The sequence below is a fragment of the Candidatus Kaelpia aquatica genome, from assembly GCA_030765335.1.
GTDB classification, from domain to species: domain Bacteria; phylum Omnitrophota; class Gorgyraeia; order Kaelpiales; family Kaelpiaceae; genus Kaelpia; species Kaelpia aquatica.
Genome location: JAVCCU010000028.1, coordinates 1 through 15714 on the forward strand (window position 1 = coordinate 1; position 15714 = coordinate 15714).

General features: G+C 36.6%; 19 protein-coding genes, 3 tRNA genes and 1 pseudogene. 7 read left to right on the forward strand and 16 right to left on the reverse strand.

Annotation, left to right across the window (positions count from 1 at the left end; translation table 11 throughout):
• Positions 1-119, forward strand: a pseudogene (locus tag P9X27_04940) (helix-turn-helix domain-containing protein).
• Positions 120-135: 16 nt separating this feature from the next.
• Here P9X27_04940 and P9X27_04945 read toward each other — a convergent pair.
• The 6 genes from P9X27_04945 to P9X27_04970 form a co-directional block, all read right to left on the reverse strand.
• Positions 136-1080 (reverse strand): hypothetical protein, encoded by a 945-nt coding sequence (locus tag P9X27_04945; GenBank protein MDP8253728.1) that lies wholly within the window; start codon positions 1078-1080, stop codon positions 136-138.
• 122 nt (positions 1081-1202) lie between these two features.
• Positions 1203-2252, reverse strand: a complete 1050-nt coding sequence (locus P9X27_04950; GenBank protein MDP8253729.1) for a hypothetical protein — start codon at positions 2250-2252, stop codon at positions 1203-1205.
• A 145-nt stretch (positions 2253-2397) separates the two neighbouring features.
• Positions 2398-2471 (reverse strand) — tRNA-Arg (locus tag P9X27_04955).
• 559 nt (positions 2472-3030) lie between these two features.
• Complete coding sequence (locus tag P9X27_04960; protein MDP8253730.1) at positions 3031-3582, reverse strand: hypothetical protein; 552 nt, start codon at positions 3580-3582, stop codon at positions 3031-3033.
• A gap of 60 nt (positions 3583-3642) precedes the next feature.
• On the reverse strand, positions 3643-3891 hold the full coding sequence (locus P9X27_04965) for a hypothetical protein (GenBank protein ID MDP8253731.1): 249 nt from the start codon (positions 3889-3891) through the stop codon (positions 3643-3645).
• Between the two features lie 389 nt (positions 3892-4280).
• A tRNA-Pro gene (locus tag P9X27_04970) sits at positions 4281-4356 on the reverse strand.
• Positions 4357-4497: 141 nt separating this feature from the next.
• Between P9X27_04970 and P9X27_04975 the strand changes: the two genes are divergently transcribed.
• From P9X27_04975 to P9X27_04985, 3 genes are all read left to right on the forward strand, one after another.
• Entirely contained in the window at positions 4498-5934 is a 1437-nt protein-coding gene (locus tag P9X27_04975; protein MDP8253732.1) for an ATP-binding protein, read from the forward strand.
• 14 nt (positions 5935-5948) lie between these two features.
• Positions 5949-6326, forward strand: a complete 378-nt coding sequence (locus P9X27_04980; protein MDP8253733.1) for a response regulator — start codon at positions 5949-5951, stop codon at positions 6324-6326.
• An 87-nt stretch (positions 6327-6413) separates the two neighbouring features.
• Entirely contained in the window at positions 6414-7811 is a 1398-nt protein-coding gene (locus P9X27_04985) for a glycosyltransferase family 39 protein (GenBank protein MDP8253734.1), read from the forward strand.
• Here P9X27_04985 and rpsI read toward each other — a convergent pair.
• From rpsI to P9X27_05035, 10 genes are all read right to left on the reverse strand, one after another.
• Positions 7808-8242 (reverse strand): 30S ribosomal protein S9, encoded by a 435-nt coding sequence (rpsI, locus tag P9X27_04990; protein ID MDP8253735.1) that lies wholly within the window; start codon positions 8240-8242, stop codon positions 7808-7810. The two genes, P9X27_04985 and rpsI, sit on opposite strands and share 4 nt — an antisense overlap.
• 1 nt (position 8243) lies before the next feature.
• Complete coding sequence (gene rplM / locus P9X27_04995) at positions 8244-8678, reverse strand: 50S ribosomal protein L13 (protein ID MDP8253736.1); 435 nt, start codon at positions 8676-8678, stop codon at positions 8244-8246.
• A gap of 72 nt (positions 8679-8750) precedes the next feature.
• Positions 8751-8827 (reverse strand) — tRNA-Met (locus P9X27_05000).
• Positions 8828-8837: 10 nt separating this feature from the next.
• Entirely contained in the window at positions 8838-9116 is a 279-nt protein-coding gene (locus P9X27_05005; protein MDP8253737.1) for a septum formation initiator family protein, read from the reverse strand.
• Positions 9077-10369, reverse strand: a complete 1293-nt coding sequence (eno, locus tag P9X27_05010; GenBank protein MDP8253738.1) for a phosphopyruvate hydratase — start codon at positions 10367-10369, stop codon at positions 9077-9079. The genes P9X27_05005 and eno overlap by 40 nt, the downstream gene beginning before the upstream one ends.
• Positions 10359-10985 carry a phosphoribosylglycinamide formyltransferase gene (purN, locus tag P9X27_05015; GenBank protein ID MDP8253739.1) on the reverse strand — a complete coding sequence of 209 codons (627 nt, stop codon included), beginning with the start codon at positions 10983-10985 and terminating at the stop codon, positions 10359-10361. The genes eno and purN overlap by 11 nt, the downstream gene beginning before the upstream one ends.
• 1 nt (position 10986) lies before the next feature.
• Positions 10987-11802: a 4Fe-4S binding protein gene (locus P9X27_05020; GenBank protein ID MDP8253740.1), complete on the reverse strand. Its 816-nt coding sequence runs from the start codon at positions 11800-11802 to the stop codon at positions 10987-10989.
• Positions 11799-12545, reverse strand: a complete 747-nt coding sequence (locus P9X27_05025) for a 3'-5' exonuclease (GenBank protein MDP8253741.1) — start codon at positions 12543-12545, stop codon at positions 11799-11801. The genes P9X27_05020 and P9X27_05025 overlap by 4 nt, the downstream gene beginning before the upstream one ends.
• A gap of 21 nt (positions 12546-12566) precedes the next feature.
• On the reverse strand, positions 12567-13076 hold the full coding sequence (locus P9X27_05030) for a DUF456 domain-containing protein (protein MDP8253742.1): 510 nt from the start codon (positions 13074-13076) through the stop codon (positions 12567-12569).
• 54 nt (positions 13077-13130) lie between these two features.
• Positions 13131-14141: a M48 family metallopeptidase gene (locus P9X27_05035; protein ID MDP8253743.1), complete on the reverse strand. Its 1011-nt coding sequence runs from the start codon at positions 14139-14141 to the stop codon at positions 13131-13133.
• Positions 14142-14209: 68 nt separating this feature from the next.
• Here P9X27_05035 and amrS point away from each other — a divergent pair, with 68 nt between their 5' ends.
• From amrS to amrB, 3 genes are all read left to right on the forward strand, one after another.
• Entirely contained in the window at positions 14210-15187 is a 978-nt protein-coding gene (amrS, locus tag P9X27_05040) for an AmmeMemoRadiSam system radical SAM enzyme (GenBank protein ID MDP8253744.1), read from the forward strand.
• Complete coding sequence (locus P9X27_05045) at positions 15187-15411, forward strand: hypothetical protein (GenBank protein MDP8253745.1); 225 nt, start codon at positions 15187-15189, stop codon at positions 15409-15411. The genes amrS and P9X27_05045 overlap by 1 nt, the downstream gene beginning before the upstream one ends.
• A 44-nt stretch (positions 15412-15455) precedes the next feature.
• Positions 15456-15714: AmmeMemoRadiSam system protein B (gene amrB, locus P9X27_05050; protein MDP8253746.1), on the forward strand; the 259-nt coding region annotated here is incomplete at its 3' end.

The following is a 15714-nucleotide window of genomic DNA, read 5'->3' on the forward strand; positions in this document are numbered from 1 at the left end:
ATCAAAGACTTAAGTGTTTTGAACGAGAAGAAATTTCTCGACAAGTTGCATCAGGAAAGAGTCTCAGGGAAGTAGCTAAAAATCTCCATAGATCTCCAAGCACCATAACCCGAGAGATAAATAAAAGGGATTTTATTACTTAAGAAACACTATGGATTCTAAACTTTCGAAAGAAGGACAGCCGCCTTCTATTTTAATTATATCTCTAAGAGGATTAACAACACTATCAATCAAACTAAAAATATCATCTTGTGACAATCTATTGCTATACGCAGATATTATTTTTGCCCTAAATACTGACGCTATATCCTCATACCCACCTTCTAATTCGAATGGCATAACACAGCTTAAATAAGAAGCTACAAAGTGATGCTTAACTAATTCATCTTCTAGAACGTTTACCTGTCTTTTAAGCAGAGAGTTAATTTGGCCTATCCTGACTTCAACATATTCAACAATATCACTCACTCTATAGATGCTACTTTCTGAATCTACATTTTTTATTTGAAACCTAAGTAAATCTAAATTTTCAAGTTCATGTAAAACAAATCTATCTAAAATAAATATTTCCAAAGAATCTAAATCTTCGGAACGTTTTATATAATCTGATAATTGATAAAAACTTAACGCAACATCAGAACCTTGCACCCTTCTCAATAAATGGCTACATTCATGGAGAAGCATAATTCTAACAGATGGGTCTAAATCTTTTATAGAAGGAGCAAATATTACTCCATCTCCTTCGTAAGGAAGACTCATCTTATAAGGCATCTCTTCTGTGTTTGATATGGCTGCTAGAATTGTGACCTTAACTCTATCAGAATATACAACATGTCCCCAGTTATCACCTGATACAATATAGATCCTACGAACACCTGTTTTCTCAATCTCTTGGACTAAAACTTTAAAAACAGGTTCATTCAATAAGCTATCGATCTGTCTTTGAAAATCAAAATCTCCTACCGCTTCTATGCAATCCAATCTATCAATTATTCTTCTTGCCCAAACACAACTTGGACATAGAATAAATATCATTAAAATAGTATAGAAAAATACCACATAATACCTATTAATCTTCATATTTATACCAATTCCCCTCTTTTATCCTTCTAGCATCTGCAGGAAGTATAAATAAAAACAGTAGCAAACAAACCAATCCAATTATTAAAACATTTGTCCTACTTTTTCTGAACATTAATATTCTATGGTACATTTAACCCCCAATTTCTATAGCAACTTTCAAAATCAAAAACTAGTTTTCTGAAAAGTTTTATTTGCTCTGATTGTCCTGATTCCATGGCAAGCTTTTCAAAATTTGATTCTATCATAGTTGCCTCATCATTAAGGCCCAAGAAACGTACCTTAGCAACTCGCCAAGCATCGTAAATTATATCAATGCCATTCGGAACTAGCACATCATGCACAATCTCACGTTTCGCCTCCTCCATTTCCTCTCTAGCTATCATTGAAGAAATATTTGTTAATTGCGAAGCGATTTTATCGGCTATTATTTCATGTAATCTACCTATGACATCTTCCAATTTTTCCACAGAAAGATATCCATTATCAAAATAGACACTATATGAGCTGAAATCAAACTGAATCACTCCTGCATAACGAGAATTAAATCCTTCTTGTATCAACCTTATCAAATCGTTGTTTGTTCTAGCTGACAACTCAGATAAATTATGTCCTAACTCATGAGCAATAACCGTTGTTAGAACATCTGCATAATTCCCGCTGGTTAGTTCATACAGTTCAAACAAACCATCCAAATCAAGCTCTATCACTGAAAGATATTCTTTATTTCCAAACCTGCGGTCATCAATTCCAAGCCATGCCATTTCAACACCCTCGTTCCTAGTAACTAAATCTGCTCCGGCATTACATCCTTTTGGTCGAATGAGAATTAAATCGGTCTTTATAGCTATACTCAACTTACTTGAAGCAACAGCTTCTACTTCTTCGATTATTTGATGAACATTTAAAATAAATTCGGGGCTAAGCTTTAACTCTCTCATTTTTTGGAGAATAAAATATAATTCTTGTGAACTATTAATAAGTTCAGGGTCAAATCTAATTCGTGGTACTAGTTCTACAACTTTTTCTAAAGCTTGCCTTAATTGCTGAATATTGTCTGGAGTTTGCTTTAAATCAATGTCATCCCTCAACCTCCTTGCATCTGCAGGACAAGAAAATAAAATAGCCCCCACCATAAATAAAATAATCCCTTTGGTCTTTAGATTTGACATATTTTGTACCAATTTCCCTCTTTATAAAGTATGCCATATATACGGTAATAGTCAAATTGGAGGGCTAAATAAGATTAAGGGGGGTCACTTCGCCACAGTCAAGCGCTCTGCCAACTGAGCTACGCCCGCCATACTTAGAAATACATACGCCTGGAGGGAATCGAACCCCCAACCCTCTGCTTAGAAGGCAGATGCTCTGTCCGATTGAGCTACAGGCGCATTGTAATTTAATAACATAAAGAGAGATAAAATTCAATCTTATACTATAACAAGTAGCTGAAAACAATGGATTCAATATTAGCTAATATTGATATGAAAAATAAGATTTAACAAAAATATATTGAAACATCCTACTTATAAACATGTAAAAATAATTATTCCCCAATTAAAAACATAAGATAATTCTGATTCTCCGGACTCCAACACCAACACCCCACCCTATACTCCCGAATTGGTTTGTAGAGTCAAACATTGACATTGTAGTGACAAAATGTTAAAGCTACCATTATGAACAAAGACGAATACCTTCAAATAAGAGTATCTAAGACAGAGAAAGATAAAATTAAGAAAGAAGCTAAGCAGCAAGGCTTTGATAGTATCTCCGCCTTCTTGTTGTGGTTATTCAGAAAATCTATCAGGAAATCTTAACCCCTCTCAAATTGTGCCCTTTTTGTGTCCCTTCTCTGTCTAAATAGGTATAAATCCATACAAATTAGTATAAATTGAAAACTAAATAAAATATTCAAAAACTTTTCCTGCCCCGATTGTTTCTTATGTTCTATTCACTATCAGTAGAACTGACATCTGAGGATAAACGATAATATTTAATATTTCTCCAGGAAAGCGGAATTTCTCCCTCTCCCGTGCCATGCCTAAAGCCCGGCCCTCCTTCACCCCATATTGACTCAACCCTATCATCGATAGTACGTTTCCCTGCATGGAGTATTGTGTCCTCTTTCTCGTTCCAGGAAACAGCAAGGTCTCCTTCCCGTCTATCTTCCGGACTCCTAACTTCTTCATAAATACCATCTTCGATAAGAGCAATAAGTTCTTTCTGGTCAACTTTATGCAATCTCCCGAGTGCATAACCAATACAATTCAAATCCGAAGAATAATCGGAATTTCTGATAAGCTCCATCCCGAAAGGTAATTTTCGTACTAACTCTTCATCAGATATCCGGAAATGTTCATGATGGTCAATTGCTATCACAATATCTCTTACCATTAGCCCCTCTTTCTCAACAAGAATTCGAGGAATGTCAAATTCAGCACACAACACATCTTGTTGCGCCGAAAATTCTAACTCTTTTATTTCCCCTCTGTTTTGCATTGCTATTAATCTGCCTTGCAATAAATCTACATCTATTTTTGTTACATTGTGAAATACAACCTAAACAGAGGTTACGACTCCACTTCTTGCAGCCTGAGTAAAAAGTTCTTCAAATGCTTCAAAGACCGAAAGAGCTGCTTCTCCCATCTTTTTTACTGTAATGGAAATAGATGCTAAAGAATTCGAAGATATAGTCATAACTCCCTGACTTCTATCATTTCCAATTACCCGCCTTGCCTGTGCGAGATGAGAAAACAAAACTACCCCCACTATAAATAAAACAATACCTTTAACTTTTAGGCTCATCATAATCTGTACCAATTCCCCTCTTTATATATACCATATACAGAGTACTAGTCAAATTGGGGTTAAAAAACAAATATATCCTGATAGACAGACATCAATAGGGGTCCCAAGTACTATGTACTACACATACCCCCTACTCGACTTTTTACGGTACCCCCTACCCTCAATAATTACTGGGGACAATATGGGGACAATTTAAATGTACGTAGATGTACATCAATGTACTTGGGTGTACTTTGGATTTTAGGGTAATCGCTTGATAGATAATGTAGTTACAGTAAAATCAACGAGTTAGGAAATTAGGCTGGTTCGGTTTAGAAGGCAGATGCTCTGTCCGATAGAGCTACAGGCGCATATTTAATATATTGTAGCTCTATTTTACAATATTGCAATCGGGGTGGGGAGATTCGAACTCCCGACTTCCTGGTCCCAAACCAGGCGCTCTAAACCAAGCTAAGCCACACCCCGATATTGAGGTTCTATTCTTATACCAGATAAAATAAATTATTTCAAGCAACATAGCTTTATATACATTTTATATTTTGAAGAAATAAAATAAAGGTATATAATGATTAAGCTTACATTATTATACATTTATGAATACAAAAAATGCGAATTAAATTAAGTTCTAAATTTGGAATTTTCTTTACTATCCTCATCGTTGAAATAGCAATCATTGCAATCAGCTATATACATGTCGCCAAGCATCACGAATATTACATTGAAGAACTGCAGGATGATATCGAAATACTCGATTTGGCAAAAAGCCTGGAGCGCTCTTTCGCGCAACTAATAATACCGATTGAAAATTTTAACCAAAAAAAGAGCTTCTTTCAACAGGCAAGCGTTAACATAGAAGAGATTCTCGATAAAACATATCGGCTTGAAATAGACGACATTGAAGGTAGAAAACTTTTAAACTATGTCACAACGGAATATGCTCAAGCTAAGAAGATCGCCTTTGAAGCATTTGATATAGAGAAAGAGAGGCCTCCGTCTGAAACCGAAGTCTTACTTAAGAGACTAGAGCTTAATATATCTAATGCCTTAATGATCTCTGAAAAATTCCACCAATTTGTTTATGAAAAGATAATAATGATGCGCTCAGGCCAAGAGAGAACAAGATATTTTCTCTATGGAATAGCGCTAGGAGGATTATTTGTCAATATACTCCTAATATTATTTAGCATAATCTATTTTAGAAATACGATAACAGTACCCTTAGTTCAATTAAGAAATAACGCCCTAGAAGTAGGACAAGGTAGATTTAAAAAAACGGTACCTATAAAATCAACGGATGAAATCGGTGACTTAACAAATGCCTTCAACAAAATGATAGATGATCTAAGAGAATCTCAAAACCAGCTTATCCAAGCAGAAAAGATGGCATCTTTAGGACAGTTATCTGCAGGTGTTGCCCATGAGATTAAAAATCCTCTTACCATTATTATCCAAGGAATTGAATATCTTAAAAATTCTTCTGTCGATCCCAAATTAATAGATGCAGCAGATAGAATAAAAAAAGCTGCCTTAAGGGCGGATAAAATAATAATAGATCTTTTAGATTATTCACAGCCAGCATTTCCTAAATTTAAAAAATCGGATATTATACATCTTATTAAAGAAACTTTATCTTTAACAAAATATCAAATTGATATGAAGAATATAGCAGTAGAAACAAGTTTTGCCCCTGAGATACCTAAAGTAAATATAGATGACCACTTAATGAAGCAGGTTTTTTTAAATATAGTCATGAACGCTGTTGACGCTATAAAAGATGAAGGTAATTTAAATATATCTGTTGATAAAAAAACTATAGATAAGCAGAGCTTTATTGAAATAATATTCGATGATAATGGCTGCGGAATATCAGATAATAACCTTAACAAAGTATTTGACCCTTTCTTTACTACTAAAAGAGGTAGGAAGTCGGCTGGATTAGGGCTGCCGGTAACTAGAGGTATAATAAGAAGGCATCATGGTACAATAGGCATAGAGAGCAGTATTGGAGAAGGCGCAAAAGTAAGAATTAAACTGCCGGTCTAAAAAGGAGCGTACAGATGAGTAAAAAAATACTTTTAATCGACGATGAAGAAGATTTCTGTCATTTTGTAAAACTAAATTTAGAAGATACTGGTAGATTTGAAGTCTCAACAGCAACTAGCGGTATTAAAGGAATAGAGATGGCGAAAGAAAAAAAACCAGACTTAATACTGCTAGATCTTCTAATGCCTGTTATGGATGGCTCAGAGGCTGCAGAACATCTTTTAAAAAACGAGACTACAAAACATATTCCTATTGTATTCGTAACAGCCTTAACGCGCAAAAAAGAAGTCGACTCCCACTACGGAACCATAGGGGGAAGAACTTTTCTTGCAAAGCCAGTAACGCCGGAAGAGCTTATTCAATGTATAGAGAGAGTGCTCGAGATAGGTTAACCAGCGGCCTTATTTTTAACACTCATTTATTACTCTAATTAAATGAAAAGATTTCTCATTTTTTCCTTTATCATTTTCTATGGAGCAATGCTAATAGACCCGGTCATAGATATATCTTTTGACAGTCCAAGATATATAACAACGGCAGATTCAATAGCATCCGGTAACGGCTATAGAGCAATATCTGAAATAGATAATAATCCTGTTTTCTACAACAACTACATATTCCCATACATTCTGGCTCCTTTAATAAGAATATTTGGCTTAAACCCTTATCCATTAAAAATACTAATACTTATTTTCAGCCTCTTATCTATATTATTGTTTTTTAGTTTAACCTTAAAACTATTTAGCAAAAAAGAGGCGCTCTTGCTCTCAATATCTTTAATGAGTATGCCTATCTTTATCAGATTCAGTAATAAGGTGCTTACAGAGGCTCCTTTTATGCTCTTTCTATTATTATCCTTATGGCTGCTGCACAGATATTTCCAAAAAGATAAAAAAATATACTTAGGGCTGCTTTTGGTAACAACATATTTTTTAATATTTACTCGCACAATAGGAAGCCTCATGTTAATACCTCTTTTTATCTATAGCTGCACCAAAAGAGATCGAAGCCTATTTATGATGACGGCAATCTTAGCTATAATAACTATACTCACCATGCATGTTATCCAATCAAGAACAGCCCCAGAAAACTACCTCTATCATATTAAATATCTTTTATATAAAGATGCCTTTACACCTGAACAAGGATATATCGACATTGGATGTTTAATAATTAGAGCAGTAAATAATATTAAATTTTATTTCCTAAATATACCAAAAGAGACATTCAATCTTCCCTCTTTTGGAATATCTCTTTATGCAGCATTGTTCTGGACATTACTATGCTTAGGCATGTACAACATAAGACCTAATTTTTACAAAACAATATTTTTTGTTTTTTTTACTACCTACATCTCTTTCTTTATTATCTGGCCCTGGCAAAATACAAGGTTCATCTACCCTATTCTATTTATAATGCTTATCTATCTATATTGCGGGTTCAAATCGCTAATTATAGGAACGCCGTCGGCCATCAAAAGGATAATATACCTAACGGTTATAATATCCATCCTTTACTCCGGACTTAAAGAATTATTACTTGAAATAACCGTGAATAGGATACATCCGGCAGAAGTTAATGAGTTAGTTCAGTTGAGTAGTTGGATTAAAGATAATCTTCCTCAAGAACCTGTAATACTATCTAAAAATACTGCCTTAATATACATGCTCTCGTCAAAAAAAGGCACCTACACGCCTTATAGCTACGACATGGAAAAGATAACAGCTCATATAGAAAAAAAGGGGGTAACCCACATACTGGCTGATAGATTTAACTCTGAGATGATAAAATATATCTATCCTTGGATAAACAAAAATAAGGAAAGATTAAAAATAATTAAAATTAACGGAGGAACAGTTCTTTTCGAATTAGATTAACGTTTCGAATACTGAGGTGCCCGTCTTGCTTTTCTAAGCCCGTATTTTTTCCTCTCTACCATTCTGGGGTCGCGAGTCAAAAGGCTTTTATCTCTTAATGGACCTCGGTTTGATTCGTCATAGAGAACAAGTGCCCGCGCAACACCCAAGCCAACAGCTCCAGCTTGCCCGGTAAGTCCTCCTCCTTCTACTTTTGCTTTTACATCAAACTTCTTTAAAGATCCAGTCGCCTCCAAAGGCGCCGTTATCTGCTGTCTATATAACATTCTTGGGAAATATTCATCAAGATCTTTTCCATTTATAACAATCTTACCGCTACCATCTTTTAGATGCACTCTAGCTACCGAAGTCTTTCGCTTACCAGTTGCAAGCACTTTTGTCTTCTTGACCTCTACTTTATCTGTTGTCTCTGTAATCTCTATGTCCACCATACTAATCTACCTCCAAAAGTATCGGACTCTGAGCTCTATGAGGATGCTCAGGCCCTTTATAAATCTTAAGCCTAGTCATTCTACGCGCTAAGAGCTTATTCTTAGATATCATGCCCTTAACAGCATGCCTTATAACATACCCAGGCTTACGGACAAGCATATTTCTTATATTGGTCTCTTTTAACCCTCCAGGATAACCGCTATAACTCTGATAACTCTTAGTCATAGATTTTTTACCGCTAAGCTTAACTTTTTCAGCATTTATTACAATCACGGTGGCTCCAGAATCAACATGAGGGGTATAATCCGGAGAATCTTTACCCATCAGCAGCTTAGCTATAGTAGTACCAAGCCTACCTAATATTTTGCCTTCGGCATCAACAAGGTAGCACTTCCTGCTCACCATATCTTCTTTTCTTTTCATGTATGTCTTCATCATCTTTATCTTTGTATAAAGGCAGTCTTAAAAAATACCATATTCATAAAATTATGTCAAGTAAATGAAAAATGGTTGCGGGGGCAGGATTTGAACCTGCGGCCTCCGGGTTATGAGCCCGACGAGCTACCAGACTGCTCCACCCCGCGATCATTGTTATTAGTTCTCAGTTACAAAGTCGTAGATTATCTCGCCCTCACCTACTACTCCCAGTTTTTCCCGGGCACGCTTTTCTATATATACCATATCTGTTTCCAAAAGTTCAAGCTTTTTCTTAAGTTCTTTATTTTTTGCAGACAACGAAGAGAGCTCTTCTTCTAGAATTCTATTCCGCATCTTCGCCTCCTGAACCTTTTTATATCCGGGATAATATATAAATCCCAGCAATAAAATCAGGCCTAGGCCTTGCAAAAACCTTTTTTTAACCCTTCTAACCATAGCGCTCCTGCAAACTTTGACTTACCAGACAACTCTTCTTCTATTCTAAGCAACTCATTATATTTTGCTATTCTTTCAGATCTAGACAAAGAACCTGTTTTTATCTGACCTGCAGAAGTTGCAACGGCAAGATGAGCAATAAAAGTATCTTCGGTCTCACCAGACCTATGCGATATGACTCTATTGTAACCAGAGTCCTTAGCAAGTTTCATAGTATCTAATGTTTCGGTAAGAGTGCCTATCTGATTTACTTTTATCAATATTGCATTAGCAATCTCTCCATCTATTCCTCTCTGTAATATCTTTGCATTTGTTACAAAAAGATCATCTCCGACAAGTTGTAATTTCTCACCCAACTCTTTGCTTAATACATCCCAACCTTCCCAATCATTCTCATCTAATCCGTCCTCTATTGAGATTATAGGATATTTACTGACTATATTTTTATAGTATTCGACCATTGCTTCAGCTGTTAAACTCTCACCGCGGAACTTATATACTCCATCACGATAGAAAGAAGAGGCTGCAGAATCTAGAGCTATAAAAATCTCTTCTCCTGCCTTATAATTTGCTCCTTCAATTGCTTCCATAATAACCTTTAACGCTTCTTCGTCTGAATCTAAATCAGGCGCAACTCCACCCTCATCTCCAACTGCAGTAGAGAGTCTTCTGGATTTTAATATTTTCTTCAATGAATGAAAAACTTCGGCTCCGGCACGTAAAGCCTCCCTAAAAGTAGGGAAATTAACCGGAACTATCATAAACTCTTGAATATCAAGATTGTTGTCGGCATGTTGACCGCCATTTATTATATTCATCAACGGCACTGGAAGAAGAAACTCTTCGCCTTGGTGAATATGCTCATAGAGCGGCTTCTTAAGACTAGCACTTGCAGCTTTAGCTGAAGCCATAGATACAGCCAATATCGCATTGGCTCCTAAATTCTTTTTCTCTTCTGTGCCATCGAGAGAGAGCATGATATTATCGATCTCTCTCTGATTTCCAACATCTTTATCGATAAGTGCAGGTGCTATTTGGTTTATAATATTATCTACTGCTTTAAGCACCCCTTTACCTAGATACCTTTTGCTGTCTCCATCTCTTAACTCTAATGCTTCATATTCTCCTGTTGAAGCACCAGAAGGTACAGCTGCTCTACCTAAAGTAGAATCTTCTAAAATAACATCTGCTTCAACTGTCGGATTACCTCGTGAGTCTAAAATCTCACGCGCTTTAATCTCTTTAATTTTCATCTTGTTCTCCTTTAATTATGATTTTAACAGCTCTATCTTCTACTAAAATTTTCTCTTTGGCAAAAAGATCTATCACTTCAGGATATAACTTATGCTCGATCTTATGCAATCTCTCCGTTAGAGTCTCTTCTGTATCATCAACTCTAATAGGTTCTATATCTTGCACTATTATCGGCCCAGAGTCAACCCCTTCGTTAACAAAATGTACTGTTACACCTGTTTGATCCGCTCCAGACCGAAGAGTATCTCTTACGGCATGCGCTCCGGGAAAAGAGGGAAGCAATGCAGGGTGAATATTTAAAATTTTATTCTTATACCTATTGACAAAATAAGAGCTTAAGATCCTCATAAATCCTGCAAGCACTATAAAATCAACACCTTTTTCCTTTAACTCTTTTATTATTAAAGCCTCATAATCTTCTCTTTTGCAATAATCTTTGGGATCAAAGCAGAATCTTTCAATTCCAGCTTTAGCTGCCCTTTTTAAAGCATAGGCACTAGCATTATCAGAAACAACGAGAGAGAGCTTAGCCTCTATCTTCCCATTCCCTATCGCCTCTATTATCGCTTCTAGATTAGATCCGTTACCTGAAACAAAAACCGCAAATCTCTCCATTTCAAACCCCTGCTTTTTCTTTTGAATATTCTATCTCTATAGTATGCATAGGACACTTATCTGCAATCTTCTTATAATCTTCTTCTCTATCTAAATCACTACCGCTATAACTTACCTTAGCAAGCTTATCTTCCATCTTAAAACTGCCCTTAGATGACAGCTTAACACACAGGCTGCAGCCAATGCAGCCAACTTTACAGGCCTCTTTAACCTCTAAAATACTATCTTTATTGGAGCAGGCTACAGAAACAATAAACTTTCCGTTATAATCAATGAGCTCAATAATTCCTCTAGGGCATTCTTTCACACAGAGACCGCAGCCGATACATTTATCCATATCAACAATGACAAGACCATCTCTTAGTGATATTGCAGATACAGGACAGGACTTGATACAATCGCCAAAACCAAGGCAGCCATAACTACAGCCCTGATAAGCAGCATTGAGGCTTGCAGCATGGCAACTCCCTATTCCTTTATACTGAGCATAGAACTTCTTGTCTTTATCAGTACCCTTACAAAGCACTATGGCCTTCTTAAGAGTTGATTCCTGACCCTTAGTTCCTAAAATATTATAGAGTTTTGACATCTTACCATTATCAAGCATCGGACATCGAGCCTCTTTACCTTCAGAGACAGCCTTAGCAAAAATCTCGCAGCTGGAGAAACCGCAGGCGCCGCAATTTAAACCAGTAAGCATCCCCATGGCCTCTTCTAATTTAGGGTCAATCTTAACCCAAAATCTTTTATAGACCAGCCAGACAATAAAAGCAAAGAATACCGCCACAAAGAGCATCGCAATCGAAGCTAAAATCATAGCACTACCTCTTCAATGAGATGCAAAGCTATAGAGCCAGATGAATGCTCGGATTCAAAACACAAAACCTCTTCCCCGTTAAGCTCTTTTATCCTGTAAGGCACTATATTCTTTTCTAAACTATTACCGCTCTTGCTAGTAAATCTAATCTTTAGAGGTTGCTTGCTGCGTATTGCACCTTCAATAATCTTTGTCTTTTGAGCATAATCTAAACATATTATTTTTAAAAACTTATCAGCTCCCATCTCGGTCAACTTTAAAAAAACATCTGCAGTAAGCTGAGCATCGTCTAAAGCACGATGAGTCACAGCTATTGGCAGCTCTAAGCTTTTAGCTACATTCCAAAGAGGATACTTCTCTAAATCAGGCAGCATCTTCTTTGCTAAAATATAGATATCTATAACTTCCTTGGAATCGACATCTTTATAACCACAATCGTGAAGTGCTGAGTTTAAAAAGGAAATATCAAATCCTGCATTGTAAGCGGCAAGCTTATTACCTTCTATAAACTTTAAGAATGACGGCAGTATCTCATCTATTGTTGGAGCATCTCTTAACATACTTTGAGTTATCTTGTTTACCATGTAAGCCGCATAAGATACATCTCTCTCGGGATTGATTAGATGGCAGTATTGATCTATGATCTTATCGCCATCTAACTTAACTGCTCCAATCTCACAGATTTTATCACCCGAATAGGGACTTAAGCCGGTAGTCTCACAATCAAAAACAACACATTTCATAAAAATATTTTAGATATTAAATTATATTAAATAACTCAGAACATGACCCACTATAATACAGATCATTAAAACACCTAATATTAATTTAAATACTACCGCTCCAAACCTGCCCAGAAAAGAGCCTAGACCTGCGCGGAAAGCCTTGAATATATCTTTTTTCTCTTTAAGCTCAATAATAAAAGCGCCTAGAAAAACTCCTGCTATTGTCAGAGGGATAAAACCTGTTCCTAAAAATGCAAGCGAGACAGCTGCTGCTACTAAACCGCCTATAATAGCCCCCCAGCCGGCCCTCTTACCGGCCCCTGAGATCTTAACTCCAAGTATTATAAATATATATTCAAACAGCTCACCTGTTAGATATATCAAAGCCAGAGCCAGGAGAACCTTGGGCGATATTATCTCAAAGCTTGTTAGGGCAGAGTAGATAAAAGAGAACGCCAAGATCAGCAGGTTGCCAAAACCTCCAAAGAGAGCAAACAGAAAAGATATTAAAACCAGAATTAAAAAAAACACAGTGATTAATACTTCCATGATTTACATATTCTATCAAGAAACAACGTTCAATATAACTACAAAATAACAGCACTAATTAACATTAATCCTACCCTCTTCTAAATCTCTTACAATTTTCTCTATCCTCAATAACCGTTCTGTTGAAGTAGGATGGCTGTTATAGAAGTCCCGGACCATTGATTCAGGCATCTCTATAGCAAATCTCTCCCAGACATCAATGCCAGCTCTGACATCATAGCCTGCTTTATACGCATAAAGAATACCAAAATAATCGGCTTCTCTCTCAAACTCCCGGGAATATAAGCTGCTGAATGCACCGCCAATACCTCGCATTACAACATCACCGCTGCCAGGAGCTACGCTCTCTGCTCCATATCCAGCTGCTACTCCGAGTAAAATAGAGAACAGATTGGTTCCGACGCGTTTCCCGATATGACCCCGGGCAATATGAGCAAGCTCATGGCCTAGAATAATAGCTAGCTCATCTTCTGACTCAATAAATCTCATCAAGCCATATGTTACAACCACCTCTTTTGATGATGCACCGGCATTAACAGACTCTTCATTCAACATGCCGAAACTTACTTCAAGTCCAACTTTTTCTAAGACAGCTGTTGATTTTATGAGATTTTGGGATCTTATCAATTCAAAATCCAACTTATCTCCAGGTCTTAGATTATTCAAAACATATTTTAAATCTCTCTCTGTATTCATAATGCGCCCGTTAATCTTTTTGATAACATCCCCTCTTCTTATTCCAGATTTATCAGCCGCAGATCTTTTGACTACATAAGCAGCTGCGATACCATAATTATTCGCAGTATTAAAAAGCTTCTTTGAATATTGGTCAATCTTAATAAACCGAGCACCTAAATAGGGAAAACTCTTGCCGTTATCCGGTAGAGCCTTAAGAATTTCATAGCCTACCGCTGCAACAGCTCTCTCTTTTTCAAGTCGATACTTCAAGGCTTTAGATTTAAGCTCTTCCTGAGCCTGATAGATCTCCCCCCTATAGACAGGGGGTCCGGTTGTAACACAACCTGAAACTAAAAGAAAGACAGCTGCAATCCCCAATCTTTTCATTATCATAGATTATAGTGATAACAATATAAAGAATTCAATATAATTTACTATGTTGATATAATAGTTCTATGAATACTGTCCAATGCAAGCTCTGCCCCAAACAATGTTTGATAAAACCCGGATTAAGGGGAGATTGTAAGATCCGCTACAATCAGAATGGCAAGTTAATCCTGCTCACTTACGGCCGGCCCTGTTCAATACATATGGATCCTATTGAGAAGAAACCGCTTTTTCATTTTAACCCCGGAGAAAAAATACTATCTATTGCAACTGCAGGTTGCAACTTGCACTGCAAAAACTGCCAAAATTGGCAGATATCTCAGAGTAATCCTGAAGATATACCTTCTTATTCACTGCAGCCTAAAGATGTAGTCTCTCTGGCAAAAAAGAATGGTTCTAATATGATAGCCTATACTTATACCGAACCCCTGGCCTACTATGAATATACCTTGGACACCTCTATGGCAGCTAAGTCTCAGGGCTTACAAAATGTGATCGTAACTGCAGGATACTGCAACGAAAAGCCGCTGCGTAAACTATGCCGCCATATAGACGCAGCCAATATAGATCTAAAGTTTTTTAACGATAAAATGTATCGGCAGATAACAACCGGCGCCTTAAAACCGGTCTTAAATACACTCTTAACAGTAAAAGAGATGGGCGTCTGGCTTGAAATAACAAACCTGATAATACCGACGCTAAATGATGATCTAAGAGAGATAGAGAGAATGGCTCTCTGGATAAGAAAAAATCTTGGAGCAGATACCCCCTTACATTTCTCCAGATTTCAGCCTCACTATCTGATGAAAAATATCCCTGCTACGCAATATGAGATGCTCAAAAAAGCTCATTCAATAGCCCGCGATGCAGGACTTGAATATGTATATATAGGTAATGTATATGGAGTGAAAGAAGAGAATACTTATTGCCCAAATTGTAATAATATATTGATTGAAAGAACAGGCTATAAAATAATAGAATTAAAGATAGAGAATAACAGATGCCCTAATTGCTCAAAAATAATTGCAGGAGAGTGGAAGAGATAATGTATAAAAGCATAGAAAGACTGATGTATAAATTAGACAATCTATTGCATTTGGAGATAACAAGAAAGAGATTTCTGGCCTTAAGCGCTAAATTTATTTTTCTGACTATTATTTTAAGCTTTATTCCGATTAAATGGAGTAAAGAGAGCTCTCCTATGTCTAGAATGAGAAAGAAGATGCTTTTTAACAGAGATATGTATTTAAAACATGGCCTAGCAGGATGAAGAAAATATTTATAATCCTAATACTGTTACTGGGGGTGTACACCATGGTAAAAGAAGCAGATGCAAAGACATTAAATTCCAGCTGTAGCGGTTGGTACCCTGAAGAACCAAATGAACTTAAAGAGATGATAAGCTCTTTTTTAGATGAAGTAGAGGCTAAGTCAAAAGAGAGGCCTATTGCATTAATAGAGCCTCATGCAGGCCTAGCTTGGTCTGGACAGACAGCTGCTTATGGATACAAAGAACTGTTATCCAGAGAGATTAAATATGTATTTATACTTGGTCCAGCTCACAGATTTGACA

What these genes read in the sequence shown, in the direction of transcription:
- P9X27_04945 (MDP8253728.1), bottom strand. Translation starts at nt 1,080, where the DNA reads ATGAAGATTAATAGGTATTATGTGGTATTTTTCTATACTATTTTAATG.
- P9X27_04975 (MDP8253732.1), top strand. Translation starts at nt 4,498, where the DNA reads ATGCGAATTAAATTAAGTTCTAAATTTGGAATTTTCTTTACTATCCTC.
- rpsI (MDP8253735.1), bottom strand. Translation starts at nt 8,242, where the DNA reads ATGGTGGACATAGAGATTACAGAGACAACAGATAAAGTAGAGGTCAAG.
- P9X27_05030 (MDP8253742.1), bottom strand. Translation starts at nt 13,076, where the DNA reads ATGGAAGTATTAATCACTGTGTTTTTTTTAATTCTGGTTTTAATATCT.
- eno (MDP8253738.1), bottom strand. Translation starts at nt 10,369, where the DNA reads ATGAAAATTAAAGAGATTAAAGCGCGTGAGATTTTAGACTCACGAGGT.
- P9X27_05045 (MDP8253745.1), top strand. Translation starts at nt 15,187, where the DNA reads ATGTATAAAAGCATAGAAAGACTGATGTATAAATTAGACAATCTATTG.
- amrS (MDP8253744.1), top strand. Translation starts at nt 14,210, where the DNA reads ATGAATACTGTCCAATGCAAGCTCTGCCCCAAACAATGTTTGATAAAA.
- P9X27_05035 (MDP8253743.1), bottom strand. Translation starts at nt 14,141, where the DNA reads ATGAAAAGATTGGGGATTGCAGCTGTCTTTCTTTTAGTTTCAGGTTGT.
- P9X27_05020 (MDP8253740.1), bottom strand. Translation starts at nt 11,802, where the DNA reads ATGATTTTAGCTTCGATTGCGATGCTCTTTGTGGCGGTATTCTTTGCT.
- P9X27_04980 (MDP8253733.1), top strand. Translation starts at nt 5,949, where the DNA reads ATGAGTAAAAAAATACTTTTAATCGACGATGAAGAAGATTTCTGTCAT.
- P9X27_05025 (MDP8253741.1), bottom strand. Translation starts at nt 12,545, where the DNA reads ATGAAATGTGTTGTTTTTGATTGTGAGACTACCGGCTTAAGTCCCTAT.
- P9X27_04950 (MDP8253729.1), bottom strand. Translation starts at nt 2,252, where the DNA reads ATGTCAAATCTAAAGACCAAAGGGATTATTTTATTTATGGTGGGGGCT.
- P9X27_05005 (MDP8253737.1), bottom strand. Translation starts at nt 9,116, where the DNA reads ATGGTTAGAAGGGTTAAAAAAAGGTTTTTGCAAGGCCTAGGCCTGATT.
- P9X27_04965 (MDP8253731.1), bottom strand. Translation starts at nt 3,891, where the DNA reads ATGATGAGCCTAAAAGTTAAAGGTATTGTTTTATTTATAGTGGGGGTA.
- rplM (MDP8253736.1), bottom strand. Translation starts at nt 8,678, where the DNA reads ATGAAGACATACATGAAAAGAAAAGAAGATATGGTGAGCAGGAAGTGC.
- P9X27_04960 (MDP8253730.1), bottom strand. Translation starts at nt 3,582, where the DNA reads ATGCAAAACAGAGGGGAAATAAAAGAGTTAGAATTTTCGGCGCAACAA.
- purN (MDP8253739.1), bottom strand. Translation starts at nt 10,985, where the DNA reads ATGGAGAGATTTGCGGTTTTTGTTTCAGGTAACGGATCTAATCTAGAA.
- P9X27_04985 (MDP8253734.1), top strand. Translation starts at nt 6,414, where the DNA reads ATGCTAATAGACCCGGTCATAGATATATCTTTTGACAGTCCAAGATAT.